Genomic DNA, 20,246 nt, shown 5'->3' with positions numbered 1-20,246 from the left:
TTCGGTATCGCGGGCCGGGAAGCGTTCCGCCCGCCGTCGACGCAGGCATAGAACAAGCCCATGTGGTTGCTGTTCCTCATTCCGGCCTGTGTCGCGGCGGTCCTGTCCTGCCTCCGACTGGTCCGGATGACCGCCACCGCCGACGCCCTCGCCGACCGGAACGGCCTGCGGCCCCCCGAAGCCGTCGGCATCGGCCTGTACGAGACCGCCTACCTGGCCGGCGGCCCGGACCGGGTCGTCGAACTCGCCCTCGTCCTGATGGCCGGCCGCGGACGGCTGCACCTGGCGCACACCGGCTGGACCACGGTGGTCGACCCCAAGGGCCGCAGCCGCCTGGAGCGGGCGGTGATCGCCACCGTCGGCCGCGAGGGCCAGTGCCGGACCGACGAGCTGCGCCGGGCGATGGCCGAGCACCCCACCGTGCTGGAGATCGGCGCCCGGCTCGCCCTGGCGGGCCTGGCCACCCCGGCTCCGGTGCAGCGCGACACCGTGGCGGTGATCCGGCAGGTCCGGCACGCGCTGCTGCTCACCCTGATGCTGCTGGCCGCCTCGCTGGCCCTCGGCGGCTTCACCGGCGGCGACACCCTCGCCCCGCTCGCCTGGTTCTCGCTGCCGCTGGTGCTCACCTCCGGCACCCTGCTGATGGCGCGGGTCGACGTCTACCCGTACACCCGATGGGCCTCCCCGATCGGCCAGGAGGTCCTGCGCGAGGTCCGTCCGGCCCGCCAGCGCGGCCTGGCCGACGACGAGGAGCGCGAGCTGCTCACCGCCGTCGCCATGAACGGCCCGGCCGTCCTGCCCGACGCCCGGCTCCGCGCCGCCCTGCGCCCGCACCGGACCTGAGCCCGCACCCCGGCGGAAAAGCGACTGCGCCAACCCCTGCGACCAGGGCAGACTTCCGCCCGTGGACAACCGGGACCGCGCCGTGCTCGACCGCGCCCGGGCCGAGGGGCGGCTGGTCCGGCTGCGCCGCACGCTCCGCGGCGCCGACCGGCTGGACGGCCTCGTCCTCGGCACCGGCCCGGTCTGGACCCTGCTCGCCAACTGGTGGACCACCGCCTCGACGGCTGGACCGCCGTCCTCACCCGCACGCTGCGCAAGGTCCGCGACCGGGGCGGCCCGGAGGCCCCCTGACCGTGCGCGCGCTGTGCGGTCGCGGCCTGTGGCCGGTCCCGTGCCCGGCACCGAACTGCCGCTGGACGACCTGTCCGGCCTGATCGCCACCGCCTCGGCGGAGTACGGCCTGATCGCCCTGCACGCCGAGGTCCTCGATCCGGACGTCTGCCGGGTCGGCACGGTCACCGAGCTGCGCCCCCGCTCGCTCCGGAGGCCCCCTGGTACCCGAAGCCGGTCAAGTACCGTGTCCGCGACGTCACCCGGATCGACCTCGGCACCCACCACGTGGACGTGCTGCGCGAGTTCGCCGGGCCCCGCCCGTGACAGGCCGGAGGCCGGCCCCCGCAGGGGAACCGGCCTCCGGGAAGCGCGTCGGACCGCTCAGACCAGGCCGTTCAGCAGCTCGCTCACCGGCTTGCGGCGGCCGGTGAAGAACGGCACCTCCTCGCGGACGTGCAGCCGGGCCCGGGAGGGGCGCAGGTCGCGCATCAGGTCGACGATCCGGTGCAGCTCGTCCGCCTCGAAGGCGAGCAGCCACTCGTAGTCGCCGAGCGCGAACGAGGCCACCGTGTTGGCCCGCACGTCGGGGTAGCCGCGGGCCATCTGGCCGTGCTCGGCGAGCATCGCGCGCCGCTCGGCGTCCGGCAGCAGGTACCACTCGTAGGAGCGGACGAACGGGTACACGCAGACGTAGTCGCGCGGGCGCTCGTCGGCCAGGAACGCCGGGATGTGCGACTTGTTGAACTCGGCGGGGCGGTGCAGCGCCATGTTCGACCAGACCGGCTCCAGCAGCCGGCCGAGGCCGGTGCGGCGGAAGCGGTTGTACGCCTCCTGGAGGTCGTCCGAGTCGGCGGCGTGCCACCAGACCAGGATGTCGGCGTCCGCGCGCAGACCGGAGACGTCGTACGTGCCGCGCACGGTCACGTCCTTGGCGGCCAGCTGGGCGAACAGCTCGTCCACCTCGGCGGCCAGCGCGGTGCGGTCCTCGGGCAGGGCGCCCTTGAGCTTGAACACCGACCACATGGTGTAGCGGATGACCTGGTTCAGGTCGCGCGCCTTCTTCTTCTCGGGCTGCTGCTCCGGCTCCCGCTCAACACTCTCAGTCATGCGTCCATTGTCCTCTCCGTGGAACCTGCCCCGGTCTCCGGGGTCAACAGTCTGTCGACGAGCGCCGCGGCGGCTGCCGCCGATCCGATGCACGCCGGAATGCCCACCCCGTCGTACGCGGCGCCGCACAGCGCCAGCGCGCCCACCCGCCCCGCCGCGGCCCGCACCCGGGCCACCCGGTCCAGGTGCCCCACCGGGTACTGCGGCAGCCCGGCCGAGAAGCGGGACACGAAGGTGTCGTACGGCCGGGCGGTCAGCCCGATCGCCTCCTCCAGGTCCGCCAGCGACCGCGCCACCAGCTCCTCGTCCGGCAGCCCCAGCGCCTCGTCCTCGCGGTACCGGCCCAGCGAGGTGCGCAGCAGGAACGTGTCCGGCGCGGAGCGCTCCAGCCACCCCCACTTGTTGGAGGAGAAGGTCGACGCCTTGATCCGGCGCCCGTCCACCGGCGGCACCAGGAAGCCGCTGCCGCTCGGCGGTTCGGCCAGGTCGGCGCGGCAGAAGGCCAGGGTCACCAGGGCCATGCCCGCGTACTCGACGGCGTCCAGCTCGGTGGCGGCCGCCGGGGCGTCCTCGCGCAGCAGCCGGGCCGCGGCGGGGGCCGGGACGGCCAGCACCACGGCATCCGCGTGCAGCACCTCGCCGCCGGTCACCACCCGCCAGCCGTCGGGGGTGCGGCGCAGCTCGTCCACCGGGGCGTCGGTGCGCAGGTCCACGCCCGCCTCGACGCAGGCCGCGGCGACCGCGCCGGGCAGCGTGCCGAGTCCGCCGCGCAGGCCCTGGAACACCGGGGTGCCGACCACCTTCGGCCGGGAGGCCAGCTCGTGCACCCCGTCGACCAGCGAGCCGCCACCGCGGGCGATCGACAGCAGCTGCGGTACGGCGGCGCGCAGCGAGATCTCGTCGGCGCGGCCGGCGTAGACACCGCCGAGCAGCGGCTCGACCAGCCGGTCCACCACCTCCTGGCCCAGCCGGTCGGCGACGTAGCGGCCGATCGCGACGTCCTCGCCGACCTCGCCGGGCCGCTCGTGCCGGGCCCGCTCCAGCCCCTCGTCGGTCAGCACCCCGGAGGCGGCCAGCGCCTCCAGGTCACCGGGGACGCCCATCACCTGCCCACCGGGCAGCGGACGCAGCGCGCCGCGGGTCCAGATCGCGGCCTTCGCGGTGGTCGGCGGCTCCAGTTCCTCGCCGAGCCCGACCGCCCGCGCCAGCTCCACCGCCTCCGGCCGCCGGGCCAGCACCGATTCGGCCCCGAGGTCCACCCGGACCCCGCCGACCTCCCCGCCCCACAGCTTCCCGCCGACCCGCCCGGACGCCTCCAGCAGCGTCACCCGCGCCCGCGCCGGCCCCCCGGCGGCCCCACTCAGGAACGCGGCCGCGGCCAGCCCCGCGATCCCACCACCGACGACGACGACCCGTGCTTGCGACATGCTCCGCAGTCTCGCAGGTCTTTACGCGGATGCCTCAATCCCCTGCCCGCCCGAGGTCGATCGCGATCGGGAACGGCACCGGGCGTTCGAGTCTGCCGCGGAAGATCCCGGCGGGCAGGTACGAAGCGGTCACCTGGTCCGGTTCGTGGACGTGCACGGCCGACCGACCGTCGCCTTCCTCCTCGACGATCCGGTAGTGCGGGATGCCCGCCTCGGCGTACCAGCCCCCGGCGCTCGGCGGATACGTCCGTTCCGGAAGCTCGTCCATGGGGTCGAAGCATCGGAAATGCCGTGTCCCGTAGGCTGATTCGCATGGAACCGATCATGGTGAGTGCGTGTCTGGCCGGGATTCCCTGCCGGTACGACGGGCGGGCGAAGACCTCCGAGGGCGCCGTGCGCCTGGTCGAGGAGGGGCGGGCCGTGGTGGTGTGCCCGGAGGGGGCGGGCGGGTTGCCGACGCCGCGGCCGCCGGCGGAGATCGTGGGCGGGGACGGCGCGGACGTGCTGGACGGGCGGGCCCGGGTGGTGGACGCGACCGGGGCGGACTGCACCGCGGAGTTCCTGGCGGGGGCCCGGGCGGCGCTGGCCGCCGCCGAGGAGGCGGGGGCCCGGCGGGCGGTGCTGATGGCGCGCAGCCCGTCCTGCGGCTGCGGGCAGGTGTACGACGGGACGTTCACCGGGGAGCTGCGCCCCGGTGACGGCGTGACGGCGGCGCTGCTGCGCCGGGCCGGGATCGAGGTCACGGCCGGGTAGCGGGCCTCCGGCTCCGGAGGCCCGCCACCGGGAGGTCAGCGGGCGCTGGCCTCGTGGACGAAGGCGACGAGGCGGCTGAGCGCGTCCGGGTCCATGGACGGCAGCACGCCGTGGCCGAGGTTGAAGATGTGGCCGCTGGTGCCGAGCGCCTGGGCGGCGTGCAGCACCTCGCGGGCCTTGGTCTCCACGACCTTGGTGGGCGCGAACAGCACGGCCGGGTCGAGGTTGCCCTGGAGGCCCTTGCCCTGACCGACCCGCTCGGCGGCGACGTTCAGCGGCACCCGCCAGTCGACGCCGACGATGTCGGCGCCGGCCTGGCCCATCAGGCCGAGCAGTTCGCCGGTGCCGACGCCGAAGTGGATCCGCGGCACGCCGTACTCGGCGACGGCGTCGAAGACCTTGGTGCTGGACGGCATCACCGAGCGGCGGTAGTCGTCCGGCGCGAGCGCGCCGACCCAGGAGTCGAACAGCTGGACCGCCGAGGCGCCGGCCTCGATCTGCACCTTGAGGAAGGCCGAGGTGATGTCGGCGAGCCGGTCCACCAGGGCGGCCCACAGCTCGGGCTGCCCGTACATCATGGCCTTGGTGTTCTCGTGGTTCTTGGACGGGCCGCCCTCGATCAGGTAGCTGGCCAGCGTGTACGGCGCTCCGGCGAAGCCGATCAGCGGGGTCCCGCCGAGTTCGTCCACCAGCAGGCCGACGGCCTCGGTGATGTAGGGGACGTCGTCCGGCTCCAGCGGGCGCAGCCGCTTCAGGTCCTCGAAGGTGCGGATCGGGTCGGCGATGACCGGGCCGATGCCGGGCTTGATGTCGACGTCGATGCCGACGGCCTTGAGCGGCACCACGATGTCGCTGAAGAAGATCGCCGCGTCCACCTTGTGCCGGCGCACCGGCTGGAGGGTGATCTCCTTGACCAGCTCGGGCCGCATGCAGGACTCCAGCATGGGGATGCCCTCGCGGACCTTCAGGTACTCGGGCAGCGAGCGGCCGGCCTGGCGCATGAACCACACCGGGGTGTGCGGCACGGGCTCGTGCCGGCAGGCGCGCAGGAACGCGGAGTCGTACGCGGCGCCGCGGCGCCCGGGGGTGCTCGGGCCGTCGTGGGTGGCCGCCGTGGTGTCTGCCGTAGTCTCGCTCACGCGTCAAATCTTCGCACGCGTGCGGCGCCCGGTTCCCCGGTCGGTCTCGTCGGTTCCTCCAAGATCTGTCCGGGTTTGCCGTTCCGGCACGCCGCTGGGAGAGAAGTTGCGGCGATAACCCCGTTCTTCGACCTAGTCTTCGGGACATGGCAGCGGTCGGAGGGCACCCCGCGCAGGGTGGCGGAGCAGGTGGCGGAGCGGGTCGCGAGGGGGCGCCGAGCGAGTTCAGGGCGGCGGTGGCGGCCCTGGACGGGGCCCGGCTGCGACCCGAGGTGCAGCTCTCCCCCGCGCCGGCTCCGCGCCGGCTGGCCCCGTACTCCTTCGCGGTGACCGCCTCGGTCGAGGTTGACGGCGAGGAGCTGGCGGACGGCCGACTGGTGCTGCTGTACGACCCGGCCGGACAGGAGGCCTGGAACGGGGAGTTCCGGGTGGTCACGATGACCCGGGCCGAGCTGGAGCCGGAGATGGCCGGCGACCCGATGCTCTCCGAGGTCGGCTGGGCCTGGCTGCTGGACGCCCTGCAGGCGCACGGCGCCGGGTATGTGGAGCCGTCCGGCACGGTGACCCTGGCATCCTCCCAGTACTTCGGCGGTCTGGCGGACCGCCCGTCCTCGACCGAGGTCGAGATCCGGGCCTCCTGGACGCCGGCCGACGGCCGCTTCGAGCGGCACCTGGCGGCCTGGGGCGACCTGCTGTGCATCAGCGCCGGCCTGCCGCCGGCCGCCCCCTCCCCGCAGGGGCCCGCCGAGGTTCCTTCACTCGGTGGGGTGGTCCCGATGCCCGCCCGGCGACGCCCCCGGTCGCACTGACGGGTGGTGCGGGGCTCCGACGCCGCTCCGGGGCCGGACGCCACCCCCAGGACTGACGGAGTGTGACTTCGGACCCGCTCTGCGTCAATTCACCGGTCGATACCGACCGATCGGCATCGAATCTGATCGATTTTGTGCGAATCGCAGGCATGTCGCATCAATCGTTTGCGCGATTTGTCCGTATTGTTACTCACTAGATCGTGATCTTTCGCTAAAGCCGGGCGCGGTTGCTGCCGAAGCAGACTGTGACCCTTTCCGAACGCGGAACACTCCGACCGCCCCCATCGGGGTTCCGTCCGCCACTCCCCGCAGGAGGCCTGGTGTCGGTCCTTCTTGAGCACCCCGCAAACGTGGTCGCCTACCGGCCGACCAAGCCCACCGCCATGGTGGTCATCGCCGATCCCCGCGTCCGTAACACCGTCACCCGCCACCTGTGGGCACTCGGCGTCCGGGACGTGATCGAGGTGTCGTCGATCGCCGAGGCCCGCCCCAGGGTCTCCACACCACGCGACATCTGCGTCGCCGACGTGCACCTTCCCGACGGCTCCGGACTGACCATCCTCGCCGAGACCCGCGCCGCGGGCTGGCCCAACGGCCTGGCGCTGTCCGCCGCCGACGACATCGGCGCGGTCCGCAGCGCGCTGGCCGGCGGCGTCAAGGGCTACGTGGTGACCGGTACCCGGACGAACGTCGCGATGCCCGGCCGCCCGGGCCTGCCGCTCGGTGCCGCCGGACTGGCCGGCCGGATGCGCCGCCCCGGGATGCCGGGCATGCCGGGCGCAGGCGGTGCTCCGGGCGCTCCCGGAGCACCGGGTGCGCCGGGAGCGCCGGGAGCGCCGGGCGCGCAGCAGGCCGCCTACCGCGAGCTCTCCGGCCGCGAGGTCGAGGTGCTGCGGCTGGTCGCCGAGGGGCAGTCCAACAAGGCGATCGGCGTGGCGATGGGCCTGTCGGCGCTCACCGTCAAGAGCCACCTCGCCCGGATCGCCCGGAAGCTGGGCACCGGCGACCGCGCCGGCATGGTCGCGGTCGCGCTGCGCACCGGCATCATCCACTGAGCCGAGCGCTCCGGACCGCTGCGGCGGCCGAGGAGGAACGTTTCCTCCTCGGCCGCCGCCGAGCTGTCTCCCCTTCGGCCGCCGGTGCGCCGCCGTCCCGGTGCCCGCGGCGCGTGGACACCACCCCACGGCGCGTGGACCCCGCCCCGCGGGCGGGCGGTCCCGGCCCCGGAAGCGCCCCGGGCGCGGTCCGGGCACGACCCGCTCACCGGCCCGTTCGCCGACCCGGCCGCCGACCTGATCACCGGCCCGGCCGCCCTCCCGGGTGAGCGGGCGATCAACAGTCTGACCAGTCCGACAACACTCCCGGCCGCGAGGACCGTCGTACCCTTGGGGGGTGACCGACGCCGTAGCAGCCATCCCAGAAGAAGCAGCCCCGGTCCCGCTCCTCGAACCGAGGGAGGGGATCCCGCCCGTGGTGGCGGACGAGCACACGCTGGCCGACATCGTCGCCGCCTTCGCCTCGGGCACCGGACCGGTGGCCATCGACGCCGAACGGGCCTCCGGCTACCGCTACGGGCAGCGCGCCTACCTCATTCAGCTGCGCCGCGAGGGTTCCGGCTCCGCCCTGATCGACCCGATCGCCTGCCCGGACCTCAGCGCGCTCGGCCGGGCCGTCGAGGACGCCGAGTGGGTCGTCCACGCGGCCAGCCAGGACCTGCCCTGCCTGTCCGAGGTCGGCATGAGACCCCGGCGCCTGTTCGACACCGAGCTGGCCGGGCGGATCGCCGGCTTCCCCCGGGTCGGCCTCGGGCCGATGACCGAGAACATCCTCGGGCTGAGCCTGGCCAAGGAGCACTCCGCGGTCGACTGGTCCACCCGCCCGCTGCCCGAGCCGTGGCTGCGCTACGCCGCTCTGGACGTCGAGGTGCTGGTCGAGCTGCGCGACGCACTCGAACGGGAGCTGGACGCCCAGGGCAAGCTCGGCTGGGCGATGGAGGAGTTCGCCTCGATCGCCGCCGCACCCCGCCCGGCCCCGCGCACCGACCCGTGGCGCCGCACCTCGCAGCTGCACAAGATCCGCCGCCGCCGTCAGCTGGCCGTGGTGCGCGAGCTGTGGCTGGTCCGCGACCGGATGGCCCAGGAGCGCGACGTCTCTCCCGGCCGGGTGCTGGCGGACGCCGCGATCGTCAACGCCGCGCTGGCCATGCCGCTGACCATCGCCTCACTGCAGGCCGTCCAGGGCTTCGGCCCCCGGGTGCACCGGCGCCAGCTGGAGCAGTGGCTGGCGGCCGTGCAGCGCGGCCGGGAGATCCCGGAGAACCTGCTGCCGCCGGCCACCGCTCCGCACGACGGACCGCCGCCGCCGCGGGCCTGGGCCGAGAAGGACCCGGTGGCCGCCGCCCGGCTCGCCGGCGCGCGCGGCGCGATCGCCGAGCTGGCCGAGCGGTACCAGGTGCCGGCCGAGAACCTGATCACCCCGGACCTGGTCCGGCGGGTCTCCTGGCAGCCGCCGGCCGAGCCGGGCCCGGAGCACGTGGCCGCCGCGCTGCGCGGGCTCGGCGCCCGGCAGTGGCAGGTGGACCTGGTGGCGCCGGCGGTGGCCGCCGCGTTCGCCGCGGCCGCGGCCGCGACCCAGGGCTGATCGGGGGCGGGCCGATCCGCGACTCGATCCGGCCACCGGTGGAAGGGGATGTCGTCCGTACGGGCGACATCCCCTTCGTCGTACCCGGGTTCGTCGTACCCGGGACGGACGCTCCTGGTCGGACGGGTCGGGCAACGTGTCGGGGGACACATGGTCCGATCCCTCCGAGAGGCCTGGGCAGGTTGGTTACCGGCGGGTAGCATGACCGTGATGCGGCGCCGCTCGGGTCTTCGACGGCGGCAGCCTGCCCACCTCGAAATGTTGGTCCCTGGGAGGAGAGCCCCCGTGCCTCGTACCGCGAGGGACGTCGTCTTCGTCGATGGCGTCCGCACCCCGTTCGGCAAGGCCGGCCCGAAGGGCATCTACCACGAGACGCGCGCCGACGACCTGGTCGTCAAGTGCATCCGGGAGCTCGTGCGCCGTAACCCGAACCTGCCCGTCGAGCGCATCGACGAGGTCGCCGTCGCGGCCACCACGCAGATCGGCGACCAGGGTCTGACCATCGGGCGCACCGCCGCCCTGCTGGCCGGCCTGCCGAAGTCCGTCCCGGGCTACGCGATCGACCGCATGTGCGCCGGCGCGCTGACCGCCGTGACCACCACCGCCGGCGGCATCGCCTTCGGCGCGTACGACGTGGTCGTGGCCGGCGGCGTCGAGCACATGGGCCGCCACCCGATGGGCGAGGGCGTCGACCCGAACCCGCGCTTCGTCTCCGAGAAGCTGGTCGACGAGTCCGCCCTGTTCATGGGCATGACCGCGGAGAACCTGCACGACCGCTTCCCGCACCTGACCAAGGAGCGCTGCGACGCCTACGCCGTGCGCTCCCAGGAGAAGGCCGCCAAGGCGTACGCCAACGGCGACATCCAGCCCGACCTGGTGCCGATCACGATCCGCAACACCAACCCCGAGGTCGGCGAGACCGGCTGGGGCCTGGCCACCGTGGACGAGCCGATGCGCCCGGGCACCACGATGGAGAACCTGGCGGGCCTCAAGACCCCGTTCCGCCCGCACGGCAACATCACCGCGGGCAACTCGGCCGGTCTGAACGACGGCGCCACCGCCTCGCTGCTGGCCGCCGAGGACGTCGCCGAGGAGCTCGGCCTCCCGGTCAAGATGCGCCTGGTCTCCTTCGCCTTCGCGGGCGTCGAGCCCGAGGTCATGGGTGTCGGCCCGGTGCCGGCCACCGAGAAGGCGCTGGCCAAGGCCGGTCTGACCATCGACGACATCCAGGCCTTCGAGGTCAACGAGGCCTTCGCCGTCCAGGTCCTGGCCTTCCTGGACCACTTCGGCATCGCGGACGACGACGAGCGGGTCAACCCGTACGGCGGTGCGATCGCCTTCGGCCACCCGCTGGCCTCCTCCGGCGTGCGCCTGATGAACCAGCTGGCCCGCCGCTTCGAGCAGCGCCCGGACGTCCGCTACGGCCTGACCACGATGTGCATCGGCTTCGGCATGGGCGGCACCATCATCTGGGAGAACCCCCACTGGAGCGGAGAGACCCGGAACACCGAGCTCGAGGGTGGTAAGTGACCATGGCCGACACCACTGAGCTGCTGACCCGCGGCGCCGAGCTCTTCCCGGGCGAGGTCGTCACGACCGCGCACGTCCGCCACCTCGACCTGCCGCTGCAGGCCGGCAAGCTGGCGCTGATCACCCTCGACAACGGCTTCGACCACACCAAGCCGACCACCTTCGGCCCGGGCTCGCTGCTCAAGCTGAACGCGGCGCTGGACCAGGTCGAGGCCGAGGCCGCCGAGGGCAAGATCGTCGGTGCCGCGATCACCGGCAAGCCGTTCATCTTCGCGGTCGGCGCCGACCTCAAGGGCGTCGAACTGCTCAAGGAGCACGCGGACGCGCTGGCCATCGGCAAGGGCGGCCACGACGTCTTCAAGCGGATCGCCTCGCTGTCCGTCCCCACCTTCGCCTTCTACAACGGCGCGGCGATGGGCGGCGGCGTCGAGGTCGGCCTGCACTGCGACTACCGCACGGTGTCGGCCGGCGTCCCGGCCTTCTCGCTGCCCGAGGTCTTCCTCGGCCTCGTCCCCGGCTGGGGCGGCTGCACCATCCTGCCGAACCTGGTGGGTGCCGGTAAGGCCGTCAAGGTCATCATCGAGAACTCGATGAACCAGAACAAGCAGCTCAAGGGCAAGGACGTGTTCGAGCTGGGGATCGCCGACGCGATCTTCGAGCCGGCCGACTTCCTGGAGCAGTCGCTGCTCTGGGCCGCCAAGGTCGTCAAGGGCGACGTGGTCGTCGAGCGCGAGGCGATCGACCGGGGCAAGGCCTGGGACGACGCCGTCCTCTGGGGCCGCATGGTCGCCGACGGCAAGGTCCACGGCGCCGCCCCGGCCGCCTACAAGGCGCTGGACATCATCGCCGCGGCCAAGGACTTCGACCTGGCGGACAAGGCGAGCCTGCAGGCCGGCTTCGACGCCGAGGACGCGGCCCTGGCCGACCTCATCATGAGCGGCGAGCTGCGCAGCGGCATCTACGCCTTCAACCTGGTGCAGCGCCGGGCCAAGCGCCCGGTCGGCGCGCCGGACAAGTCGCTGGCCCGCCCGGTCACCAAGGTCGGCGTCGTCGGCGCCGGTCTGATGGCCTCGCAGCTGGCGCTGCTGTTCGCCCGCCGTCTGGAGGTGCCGGTGGTCCTCACCGACATCGACCAGGAGCGCGTCGACAAGGGCGTCGGCTACGTCCACGCCGAGATCGACAAGCTGCTCGGCAAGGGCCGGATCAGCCCGGACAAGGCCAACCGCCTCAAGGGCCTGGTCTCCGGCTCGCTGGACAAGGCCGCCGCCTTCGGCGACGCGGACTTCGTCATCGAGGCCGTGTTCGAGGAGATGGGCGTCAAGCAGACCGTCTTCGCGGACCTGGAGAAGGTCGTCTCGCCGACCTGCGTGCTGGCGACCAACACCTCCTCGCTGTCGGTCACCGAGATGGCCTCGAAGCTGCAGCACCCCGAGCGGGTCGTCGGCTTCCACTTCTTCAACCCGGTCGCGATCCTGCCGCTGCTGGAGATCGTCCGCGGCGACAGCACCGACGACGCCTCGCTGGCCACCGCCTTCGCGGTGTCCAAGAAGCTGAAGAAGACCTCGGTCCTGTGCAAGGACCGCCCGGCGTTCGTGGTGAACCGGATCCTGACCCGCTTCATGGGCGAGATCCAGAACATCATCGACGAGGGCACCCCGATCGCCGACGTCGAGAAGGCCGTCGAGCCGCTCGGCCTGCCGATGTCCCCGATCGTGCTGCTGGAGCTGGTCGGCCCGGCCATCGCCCTGCACGTCTCGGAGACCCTGCACGGCGCCTTCCCGGAGCGGTTCACCGTCTCCGAGAACCTCGCCAAGGTGGTCAAGGCCGGCAAGCGCGGCTTCTACACCTGGAAGGACGGCCAGCAGGTCCTCGACCCCGAGGTGCTGGAGCTGCTGTCCTTCGGCGACTCGGTGCTCACCGAGGAGCAGGTCCGCGCCCGCGCCCTGGAGGCCGTGGCGCAGGAGATCGGCCTGATGCTGGAGGAGGGTGTCGTCGCCGAGGCGCAGGACATCGACCTCTGCATGATCACCGGTGCCGGCTGGCCCTTCCACCTGGGCGGGATCACCCCGTACCTGGACCGTGAGGGCATCTCCGAGCGGGTGAACGGCAAGCCGTTCCTCGCCGTCGGTGTGGCCTCGGTGCCCGCCTAAGGAAGGCCCGTACCCGGAACACGGAGGAGCCCCGGTGACCCATTGGTCACCGGGGCTCCTCGGTGTGTACGGGACTCCCGCCCGATGTGGTGTGCACGGAGTTGTCAGGCGTTGACTCCGTGTACAGGGGTCTCGGGGGCCCTGGTGGTCTCGGTGCTCTCAGCGCCAACGTGCTCTCGGTGCTCTCGGTGCTCTCAGTGCTTGAGGCGGTAGACCACGGTGTCGGCGAAGACGCCGACCATCTCGTAGTGGGTGTCCAGCAGGTTCTCGATCCTGGGGACCATGACCGGCTGGTACGGGGCGATGCCGGAGTCGTCGACCACGACCTCGGGCAGGCCGTTGGCGAGCTCCTTGTCGAAGGTCTGCCAGGCGTTGGAGACGCTGAACTGCTCGCCGACGTTCTGGTTGCCGTCCTTGCCGCCGCTGTAGTTGGTCAGGAAGCCGGCGGTCAGGTAGCGGCTGGCGGGCTTGCGGTCGGCCAGCCAGTAGAGCTCGGGGTGCATGCCCCAGACCAGCACGGTGTCCTTGGGGGTGGTCTGGGCGGCGACGGCGGTGGCCACCTCGGTGGTGCGGTTGAGCCGCTCCCCCGGCCAGGCCAGTGCCAGGCACCAGAACACCGTGGCGGCGGCCGTGGTGTACAGCAGGACGGGCTTCCAGCGGATCGCCGAGGTGGCGACCGCCCCGGTGCCGAGCAGGACCAGTGGCGGCATCAGCTGGAGGTAGTAGTGGCCGAAGAAGTGGAAGCCGACGCTGACCGCGACGACCGAGGAGAGCAGCCAGACCCACAGGTCGGTGGTCGAGCCGTGCTCCTCGCCGGCCACCGGCAGCGGGCGGTGGCGGTACTTGAGCCAGAGCCGTCGCCCGACCGGGAGCAGGAAGCCCAGGCCGGCCGCGGCCAGGATGGCCGAGTTGCCGAACGCCCGGCCGAGCATCTGGAGCCAGGCGCCGCCGAAGGAGGCGTAGTCGCCGCTGCCGGTGACCACCCAGAACAGGAAGCCCTTGGGCTTGGTGAGGATCACCGCGACCAGCGCTATCGGCAGGGTGAAACCGAACCCGATCTTGAACAGCGCGGGCGGCCAGCGCACCCCGCGCCGGCGGGCGTCCTGGAACAGCATCCAGAGCACCGGCAGCAGCACCGCGCCGCCGGTCTGCTTGGTCAGTGAGCACAGGGCGACGGCGATGCCCGCGGCCAGCCAGCGGCGCCGTTCGGCGTACCGGAAGGCGGCCACCATGGCGGGCAGCATGAAGACCTCGAAGGTCGCCGCCTGGGTGTCCTCCGGGGAGAGCCCGATGGAGACCAGCAGGTAGAGCAGCCCGGCCCCGGCCCCGGCCCGGTTGCCCCAGCGGCCGCGGGCGATCGAGGCCAGCAGGATCGCGGTGACCAGGTGGGCCACCACCGCCAGGGTGCGCAGCGGCCAGAGCGAGGCGGAGCCGAAGACCGCGAAGCAGGCCTGGTAGAGCCAGGGCAGCAGCGGCGGCTTGCGGTCGACCACGGTGTCGTACAGCACCCCGCCGTCCGCCAGCATCCGGGCCTGGGTGGCCAGGAAGCCCTCGTCCGGGCTCCAGACGGGACGGGCGAAGGAGGGGATGTGGGTGAGGAGGGCGACCAGCGCGAGAACCGGCACCAGCCTGGTCCAGTACCCGGTCAGCACACGGGTACGGACGCGCTCGGGCAGGCGCTCGGCCAGTCCGGTGAGGCGGAGGCGGGTGGGGGTCGACACGGGTGACAACCTACCGGGCGGGACCGGTGCCGGTGGCGCCGGTCCCGCCTTTCGGTGCGATTGTCAGCTTGTCTTACGACGAACTGTTACGGAGTTACGACAAACGGTCGTCGGTGGAACGGGGAGCGGTCCACGGGGACCGCCGCCCCGGTCAGGCCTTGACCGGTGCGACGTCCAGCTTGGCCACCAGCGCGGTCACCTTCCGGGCGATGTCCGGGCCGTTCAGGCCGATCTCGGCCAGGATCTCGGCCCGGCTGGCGTGGTCCAGGAACTCCTGCGGGATGCCGAAGTCGCGCACCGGCAGGTCCACGTCCGCGTCCCGCAGCGCCTGCGCCACGGCCGCGCCGACGCCGCCCACCCGGCCGTTGTCCTCGATGGTGACGACCACCCGGTGCTCGGCGGCCAGGCCCGGCAGGGCCGGGTCCACCGGCTTGACCCAGCGCGGGTCCACCACGGTGGCGGTGATGCCCTGGGCGGCCAGCAGGTCGGCGACCTCCAGGCTGGTGGGGGCCATCGCACCGACCGAGACGATCAGCACGTCGGCGCGGTGGGCGCCGGAGGGCTCCTCGGCGGCGCGCAGCACGTCCATGCCGCCGACCCGGCCGACCGCGGGGACGGCCGGGCCGACCGTGCCCTTGGAGTAGCGGACCACGGTCGGGGCGTCCTCGACCTCGACGGCCTCGCGCAGCTGGGCGCGGACCTGGTCGGCGTCGCGCGGGGCGGCCAGCCGCAGGGTCGGGATGATCTGCAGCATCGACATGTCCCACATGCCGTTGTGCGAGGCGCCGTCGTCACCGGTGACGCCGGCCCGGTCCAGGACGAAGGTGACGCCCAGCTTGTGCAGGGCGACGTCCATCAGGACCTGGTCGAAGGCCCGGTTCAGGAAGGTCGCGTAGACCGCGAACACCGGGTGCAGGCCGTTGGTGGCCAGGCCGGCCGCGCTGGTGACGGCGTGCTGCTCGGCGATGCCGACGTCGAAGATGCGGTCCGGGAAGGCCTCGGCGAACGGGGCCAGGCCCACCGGGTGGAGCATGGCGGCGGTGATGCCGACGATGTCCTCGCGCTCGTGGCCGAGCGCGACCATCTCCTCCGCGAAGACCGAGGTCCAGCTCTGTCCGCCGCCGCTCTGGATCGGCAGGCCGGTCTCCGGGTGGATCTTGCCGACCGCGTGGAAGCGGTCCTCGTCGTTGTTCTCGGCGGCGTGGTAGCCGCGGCCCTTCTCGGTGAGGCAGTGCACGATCACCGGGCCGCCGAAGCCGCGCGCCTTGGTCAGCGCGGACTCCAGGGCGGTCAGGTCGTGGCCGTCGATCGGGCCGATGTACTTGAGGCCGAGGTCCTCGAACATGCCCTGCGGGGCGATGAAGTCCTTGAGGCCCTTCTTGGCACCGTGCAGCGTCTCGAACAGCTGCTGGCCGACCACCGGGGTGCGCTGGAGCGCCTCCTTGCCCCAGGACAGGAAGCGCTCGTAGCCCTGGGTGGTGCGCAGGGTGGCGAGGTGGTTGGCCAGGCCGCCGATGGTCGGCGAGTACGAGCGCTCGTTGTCGTTGACGACGATGACCAGCGGACGGTCCTTGGCGTCGGCGATGTTGTTGAGCGCCTCCCAGGCCATGCCGCCGGTGAGCGCGCCGTCGCCGATCACGGCGACGACCGGGTCGTTCTTGCCCAGCAGCTGGTTGGCCTTGGCCAGGCCGTCGGCGTACGACAGGACGGTGGAGGCGTGCGAGTTCTCGATCACGTCGTGCTCGGACTCGGCGCGGGACGGGTAGCCGGACAGGCCGCCCTTCATCCGCAGCCGGGAGAAGTCCTGGCGGCCGGTGAGCAGCTTGTGGACGTAGCTCTGGTGACCGGTGTCGAAGAGGATGCGGTCACGCGGTGAGTCGAAGACCCGGTGCAGCGCGATGGTGAGCTCCACCACGCCGAGGTTGGGGCCGAGGTGGCCGCCCGTCTTGGAGACCTCGGTCACCAGGAAGGTCCGGATCTCCTGGGCCAGTGCGGCCAGCTGTCCGGGCGTGAGCCGGTCGAGATCGCGCGGTCCCCGAATGCGGGTCAGCAGGGCCACCCGTTCCTCCTCGTTCAGTGTTCGCGGACCACGGACGGTCCGACGGGCGTCGCTGCCCGGTCCGGTGGCACGCCGACGGTCCCGGCCGGTGCCGACCGGTCGAGTCTAATGTCCGCCTGCCGAACACCGAGCGGCGCGCCCGGTACCACTGTTCGGTCGTGCCGTTCCGGGAGGTCGGGCAGGGGAGGCGGGTCATCTCGGATTGACGCACGCGCGTTCGAGCATGCTTGTGCGGTCGGGCCGGCCGCTCGGAAGTCGAACCGTCCGGAACCGACCGTTCGGAGCCGACCCTTCAGAGACGATTGTTCGAGGCTGACCATTCAGGATCGGCCGTTCAGGGCCGACCGGGACGGCCCCGGCCTGCGGCCTCACGCGCGGCCGAGCGCGCCGGACTCCCCCATCTCGCTCATCACCAGGGCCAGCGCGCCGAGCACCTCGGCCCGGCCGCCGAGGGTGCCGGGGACGACCGAGAGCTGACGGGCGGCGCTCGGGATCGCGTAGCGGGCCACCGAGTCCCGGATCGGGCCGAGCACCAGTTCGCCGGCCTCGGCGAGGTCGCCGCCGAGGATGACCCGGCGGGGGTTGAGCAGGTTGCACAGGGTGGCGACGCCGGTGCCGATCTGCCGGCCCGCGTCGGCGATCACCCGGCGGCAGCCGAGGTCGCCCTGCTGGGCCAGCTCGACCACCCGGGGCAGGCTGAGGTCAGGGCCGAGGGTGGGGATCAGCAGCGAGAGCAGGTAGCGGGAGCCGACGAAGGTCTCCAGGCAGCCGCGGTTGCCGCAGCGGCAGACCGGCCCGGCCTCGTCCAGGGTGATGTGCCCGATCTCGCCCGCGGTGCCGCCCGGCCCCCGGTAGATCTGGCCGTTCACCACCAGCCCGGCGCCGACACCGCTGGCGACCTTGATGTAGGCGAGGTCGCTCAGCCCGCGCCCGGCGCCCCAGACCAGCTCGCCGAGCGCGCCCAGGTTGGCGTCGTTGTCCACGTGCACCGGCATGCCGAGCCGCTCGGCCAGCTCCCGGCCCGGGGCGATGCCCGTCCAGCCGGGCAGGATCGCGGTGGAGCCGAGCGCGCCCGTCTCCACGTCGATCGGTCCCGGCACGCCGAGGCCGACGCCGATCACCTTGTCGGAGCGGAACCCGGCCTGCGCCAGCAGCCGCTCGACCATCGCCTCGGCGCGGTCGAAGCCCTGCTGGGCGGAGACGTCCACGTCGATCGGGGCGCTCTCCTCGGCCAGCACCCGGTGGGCCAGGTTGCCGACCGCGACGCGCAGGTGGGTGTGGCCGAAGTCGATGCCGACCACGATGCCGGCGTCCCCGCTGAGCGAGACGCTGCGGGCGCGGCGGCCGCCGGAGGAGGTGTCGGCGACCACGACGGTGCCGCTCTCCTTCAACTCCCGCACGATGTTGGAGACGGTGGCCGCGGACAGGCCGGTGCCGCGGGCGATCTCGGCCTGGGTCAGCGACCCGGCCATCCGCACCGCGCGGAGCACCCGTTCCAGGTTCGCCCGGTGCAGCGACGACTGCGAGCCCGGTGTGTCCGTCGACATGATCCACCCTCCCAGGGCGGGGACCCCTCCGCCGGGTGTCCCCTTCAACTCCTGAAGGGTACGGCCCGGGGGCCCGGCCGGGGATCCCGGCCGGAAGGGACGGGAGCGGGAGGGAGCGCGGAGGGCCGGCGCTGGCCGGGACACCGGGCGCCGGCGTGGGGGCGCGGTGATCGGCGGGTGAAGGTGTTGCACGGCCTGGACCTGCGGGGACGGGGAACCGCGGTCCTGGCGGCGGCCGAAATGCGCACACCACTAGCATGGTGCCCAATTCTCACCGTCCCACCGGAGCCGTGGCCGGCGCCGACAGGGGACGCTTCCAGACATGACGGGGAATCAGATGGCAGGGGATCACCCTACGCCGGGGGCAGGCGAAACGCCCGCCAGCGGTCCGCAGGACAACCGGGGCGTCTCGTTCGGACGCCCGCCGGGCGGCGGTGTGGATCCGGCCGCCGTCGCGGACCAGATGACGCAGCTCGACGGCGCGGCCGTCCCCGGCCCGGCCGCGCCCGCGGGCCCGCCGCCCGCCCAGCCACCGGCACCGCCCGTACAGCCGCCGGCCCAGCCGCCCGCGCAACCGCCCGTCGGCAGCCCGGAGTACGCGGCGTACGCGCCGACCGCGACCGGCTTCCCCACCCAGGCCCCGCCGCCGCCCGGCGCCGCACCGGTCGGCCCGTACGACCCGGTCCCCGGCGCGTACGGCGCCCCGGACTCCGGGCAGGCCTACAACGCGGGCGGCTACAACTACCAGCAGCAGCCCGGCTACAGCTACCCCGTCGCGCCCGTCGCCCCCAAGCAGCGCAACCCCGTGCTGCTGTGGGGCGGGATCATCGGCGGCGTGCTGGCGATCTCGATCGTGATCGCCCTGGTCGTCCTGCTCAAGGACCCCAAGCACGACACCGACCCGACCCCGGGCCCGGTCGCCGGCGACAGCGGCGGCACCGGCGACGGCGGCACCGGCGACGGCGGGAACGGCAACGGTCCCACCCCCGCCCCCAAGGGCGGCACCTTCAACGTCGCCTGGAGCGCCCCCAAGCCGGCCGGCGCGGACGGCTCGCCCCAGATGCTCGGCGTCTGGGGCACCGACAAGCTCGCCGTGCGCGTCGACGGTTCCGGCATCAAGGCCTACAACCTGGGCGACGGCAAGGAGGCGTGGACCATCCCCGTCCCGAGCGGCAGCAAGGAGCTGTGCACCGCCTCGTACGCCCCCAACTCCAAGGGCGTCGCCGCCGTCTCCTTCAACACCGGTGACAGCGACTGCTCCACCGTCGGCGCCGTCGACCTGGCCCAGGGCAAGCTGCTCTGGAGCGTCAAGGTCTCGGCCGACCGGATGTCCTCGCCGACCCTCAGCGTCACCGAGAACGTCGTCGCCGTCGGCGGCAACGCGGTCGGTGCCCTGAACATCGCCAACGGCCAGCCGGCCTGGCAGTACCAGCCGCGCGACAAGGACTGCATCCTGCGCGGCAAGGCGGCCGGCGCCCAGATCGCGGTCAGCGACCGCTGCTACGGCACAAGCGGCCCGAAGTCGCAGCTGGTCATCGTCAACGCCGAGACCGGCAAGCCGGCCAGCGCCCCGGTCACCCTCACCGGCAACATCGAGCAGGTCGACTCGGTCATCCAGGACAAGCCGCTGGTGCTGCTGATGTCCAGCGGCCCGCAGGGCGACTACATCCTGCCGTTCGACAAGGACAACAAGCCCGGCAACCAGATGTCCGTCAAGGAGCCCGGCGCGGACAGCCTGCGGCTCTCCGGCCAGGACGAGGCCGTCACCCACAACGTGGTCAGCGGGACCACGCTGTACGTCCAGGTCAGCGGCAGCAAGGCCGGCATCAACGCCTACGACCTGACCACCGGCAAGCGGCTGTGGTCGGCCAACTCCGGCTCGGCCGGCAACGACATGCGCCTGGTCGCCGGGACGGACAAGGACGGCAAGGTCCGCGCGATCGTCGACCAGGGCTACAACAAGCCGGCCCGACTGGTGACGCTCTCGCCGACCGACGGTTCGATGACCGACCTCGGCACCATGACCATGCCGAGCAGCATGAACATCGGCAGCAGCAGCAACGAGTACGTGATCTCGGCGGACGGCGCCGCGGTCTACGCCTTCCGCCGCCTCAGCTCCAGCGACGGTCCGCTGACCAAGTGGAAGAAGTGACGCCGGGGTGACCCCGGGGCATGACCCCACGTCGTGACCGACCCGGGCGGGGCGGGAACGGGCTGACCGCCCGGGCCCGCCCCGCCGTGATTTTCC

Annotated in this window: 15 protein-coding genes; 8 read left to right on the top strand and 7 right to left on the bottom strand. The window is 72.9% G+C overall.

Annotated elements, in window-relative coordinates; all coding sequences use genetic code 11:
* Positions 1 to 60: 60 nt before the first annotated feature.
* Entirely contained in the window at positions 61 to 843 is a 783-nt protein-coding gene (locus ACWDBB_RS11145) for a TIGR04222 domain-containing membrane protein (protein WP_449789310.1), read from the top strand.
* Between the two features lie 654 nt (positions 844 to 1,497).
* On the opposite strand, the gene hemQ is transcribed toward ACWDBB_RS11145, so the two are convergent.
* The 3 genes from hemQ to ACWDBB_RS11130 are packed head-to-tail and all read right to left on the bottom strand — an operon-like array spanning position 1,498 to position 3,918.
* Positions 1,498 to 2,223, bottom strand: coding sequence for a hydrogen peroxide-dependent heme synthase (gene hemQ, locus ACWDBB_RS11140; RefSeq protein WP_402405512.1), 726 nt, complete (start codon positions 2,221 to 2,223; stop codon positions 1,498 to 1,500).
* On the bottom strand, positions 2,220 to 3,650 hold the full coding sequence (gene hemG / locus ACWDBB_RS11135) for a protoporphyrinogen oxidase (RefSeq protein WP_449789309.1): 1,431 nt from the start codon (positions 3,648 to 3,650) through the stop codon (positions 2,220 to 2,222). Before hemG ends, hemQ begins: the two co-directional genes overlap by 4 nt.
* A gap of 34 nt (positions 3,651 to 3,684) precedes the next feature.
* Complete coding sequence (locus tag ACWDBB_RS11130; protein ID WP_449789308.1) at positions 3,685 to 3,918, bottom strand: hypothetical protein; 234 nt, start codon at positions 3,916 to 3,918, stop codon at positions 3,685 to 3,687.
* 44 nt (positions 3,919 to 3,962) lie between these two features.
* On the opposite strand from ACWDBB_RS11130, the gene ACWDBB_RS11125 reads away from it, so the two are divergent.
* The gene (locus tag ACWDBB_RS11125) at positions 3,963 to 4,403 is read left to right on the top strand and encodes a DUF523 domain-containing protein (RefSeq protein WP_402405508.1); all 441 of its coding nucleotides are present in this window, start codon (positions 3,963 to 3,965) and stop codon (positions 4,401 to 4,403) included.
* A 35-nt stretch (positions 4,404 to 4,438) separates the two neighbouring features.
* On the opposite strand, the gene hemE is transcribed toward ACWDBB_RS11125, so the two are convergent.
* Complete coding sequence (gene hemE / locus ACWDBB_RS11120; protein WP_392878862.1) at positions 4,439 to 5,452, bottom strand: uroporphyrinogen decarboxylase; 1,014 nt, start codon at positions 5,450 to 5,452, stop codon at positions 4,439 to 4,441.
* A gap of 236 nt (positions 5,453 to 5,688) precedes the next feature.
* On the opposite strand from hemE, the gene ACWDBB_RS11115 reads away from it, so the two are divergent.
* The 5 genes from ACWDBB_RS11115 to ACWDBB_RS11095 all read left to right on the top strand — a co-directional run bounded on the left by ACWDBB_RS11115 (position 5,689) and on the right by ACWDBB_RS11095 (position 12,671).
* The gene (locus tag ACWDBB_RS11115) at positions 5,689 to 6,351 is read left to right on the top strand and encodes a DUF3000 domain-containing protein (protein ID WP_449789307.1); all 663 of its coding nucleotides are present in this window, start codon (positions 5,689 to 5,691) and stop codon (positions 6,349 to 6,351) included.
* A 320-nt stretch (positions 6,352 to 6,671) separates the two neighbouring features.
* Positions 6,672 to 7,406, top strand: a complete 735-nt coding sequence (locus ACWDBB_RS11110) for a LuxR C-terminal-related transcriptional regulator (RefSeq protein ID WP_449789306.1) — start codon at positions 6,672 to 6,674, stop codon at positions 7,404 to 7,406.
* 337 nt (positions 7,407 to 7,743) lie between these two features.
* Positions 7,744 to 8,991, top strand: a complete 1,248-nt coding sequence (locus ACWDBB_RS11105) for an HRDC domain-containing protein (protein ID WP_449789305.1) — start codon at positions 7,744 to 7,746, stop codon at positions 8,989 to 8,991.
* Between the two features lie 285 nt (positions 8,992 to 9,276).
* Positions 9,277 to 10,521, top strand: coding sequence for a thiolase family protein (locus ACWDBB_RS11100; RefSeq protein WP_392878599.1), 1,245 nt, complete (start codon positions 9,277 to 9,279; stop codon positions 10,519 to 10,521).
* Between the two features lie 2 nt (positions 10,522 to 10,523).
* Positions 10,524 to 12,671 carry a 3-hydroxyacyl-CoA dehydrogenase NAD-binding domain-containing protein gene (locus tag ACWDBB_RS11095; RefSeq protein WP_449789304.1) on the top strand — a complete coding sequence of 716 codons (2,148 nt, stop codon included), beginning with the start codon at positions 10,524 to 10,526 and terminating at the stop codon, positions 12,669 to 12,671.
* 194 nt (positions 12,672 to 12,865) lie between these two features.
* On the opposite strand, the gene ACWDBB_RS11090 is transcribed toward ACWDBB_RS11095, so the two are convergent.
* The 3 genes from ACWDBB_RS11090 to ACWDBB_RS11080 all read right to left on the bottom strand — a co-directional run bounded on the left by ACWDBB_RS11090 (position 12,866) and on the right by ACWDBB_RS11080 (position 17,998).
* Positions 12,866 to 14,392: an ArnT family glycosyltransferase gene (locus ACWDBB_RS11090; protein WP_449789303.1), complete on the bottom strand. Its 1,527-nt coding sequence runs from the start codon at positions 14,390 to 14,392 to the stop codon at positions 12,866 to 12,868.
* Between the two features lie 151 nt (positions 14,393 to 14,543).
* Positions 14,544 to 16,451 (bottom strand): 1-deoxy-D-xylulose-5-phosphate synthase, encoded by a 1,908-nt coding sequence (gene dxs, locus ACWDBB_RS11085; protein WP_449789302.1) that lies wholly within the window; start codon positions 16,449 to 16,451, stop codon positions 14,544 to 14,546.
* A gap of 368 nt (positions 16,452 to 16,819) precedes the next feature.
* Entirely contained in the window at positions 16,820 to 17,998 is a 1,179-nt protein-coding gene (locus tag ACWDBB_RS11080) for an ROK family transcriptional regulator (protein WP_449789301.1), read from the bottom strand.
* A 463-nt stretch (positions 17,999 to 18,461) separates the two neighbouring features.
* Between ACWDBB_RS11080 and ACWDBB_RS11075 the strand changes: the two genes are divergently transcribed.
* The gene (locus ACWDBB_RS11075) at positions 18,462 to 20,150 is read left to right on the top strand and encodes an outer membrane protein assembly factor BamB family protein (protein WP_449789300.1); all 1,689 of its coding nucleotides are present in this window, start codon (positions 18,462 to 18,464) and stop codon (positions 20,148 to 20,150) included.
* Positions 20,151 to 20,246: the final 96 nt, after the last annotated feature.

The sequence above is a fragment of the Kitasatospora sp. NPDC001095 genome (genome assembly GCF_053598615.1).
Note: the sequence above shows the minus strand (reverse complement) of the source record. Positions and strands in the feature narration are given on the sequence as shown.

Bases quoted from the DNA above. Each gene is read 5' to 3' on its own strand.
- ACWDBB_RS11080 (WP_449789301.1), bottom strand. From the start codon at position 17,998: ATGTCGACGGACACACCGGGCTCGCAGTCGTCGCTGCACCGGGCGAAC.
- ACWDBB_RS11125 (WP_402405508.1), top strand. From the start codon at position 3,963: ATGGAACCGATCATGGTGAGTGCGTGTCTGGCCGGGATTCCCTGCCGG.
- ACWDBB_RS11095 (WP_449789304.1), top strand. From the start codon at position 10,524: ATGGCCGACACCACTGAGCTGCTGACCCGCGGCGCCGAGCTCTTCCCG.
- hemQ (WP_402405512.1), bottom strand. From the start codon at position 2,223: ATGACTGAGAGTGTTGAGCGGGAGCCGGAGCAGCAGCCCGAGAAGAAG.
- ACWDBB_RS11145 (WP_449789310.1), top strand. From the start codon at position 61: ATGTGGTTGCTGTTCCTCATTCCGGCCTGTGTCGCGGCGGTCCTGTCC.
- hemG (WP_449789309.1), bottom strand. From the start codon at position 3,650: ATGTCGCAAGCACGGGTCGTCGTCGTCGGTGGTGGGATCGCGGGGCTG.
- ACWDBB_RS11115 (WP_449789307.1), top strand. From the start codon at position 5,689: ATGGCAGCGGTCGGAGGGCACCCCGCGCAGGGTGGCGGAGCAGGTGGC.
- ACWDBB_RS11075 (WP_449789300.1), top strand. From the start codon at position 18,462: ATGACGCAGCTCGACGGCGCGGCCGTCCCCGGCCCGGCCGCGCCCGCG.
- ACWDBB_RS11130 (WP_449789308.1), bottom strand. From the start codon at position 3,918: ATGGACGAGCTTCCGGAACGGACGTATCCGCCGAGCGCCGGGGGCTGG.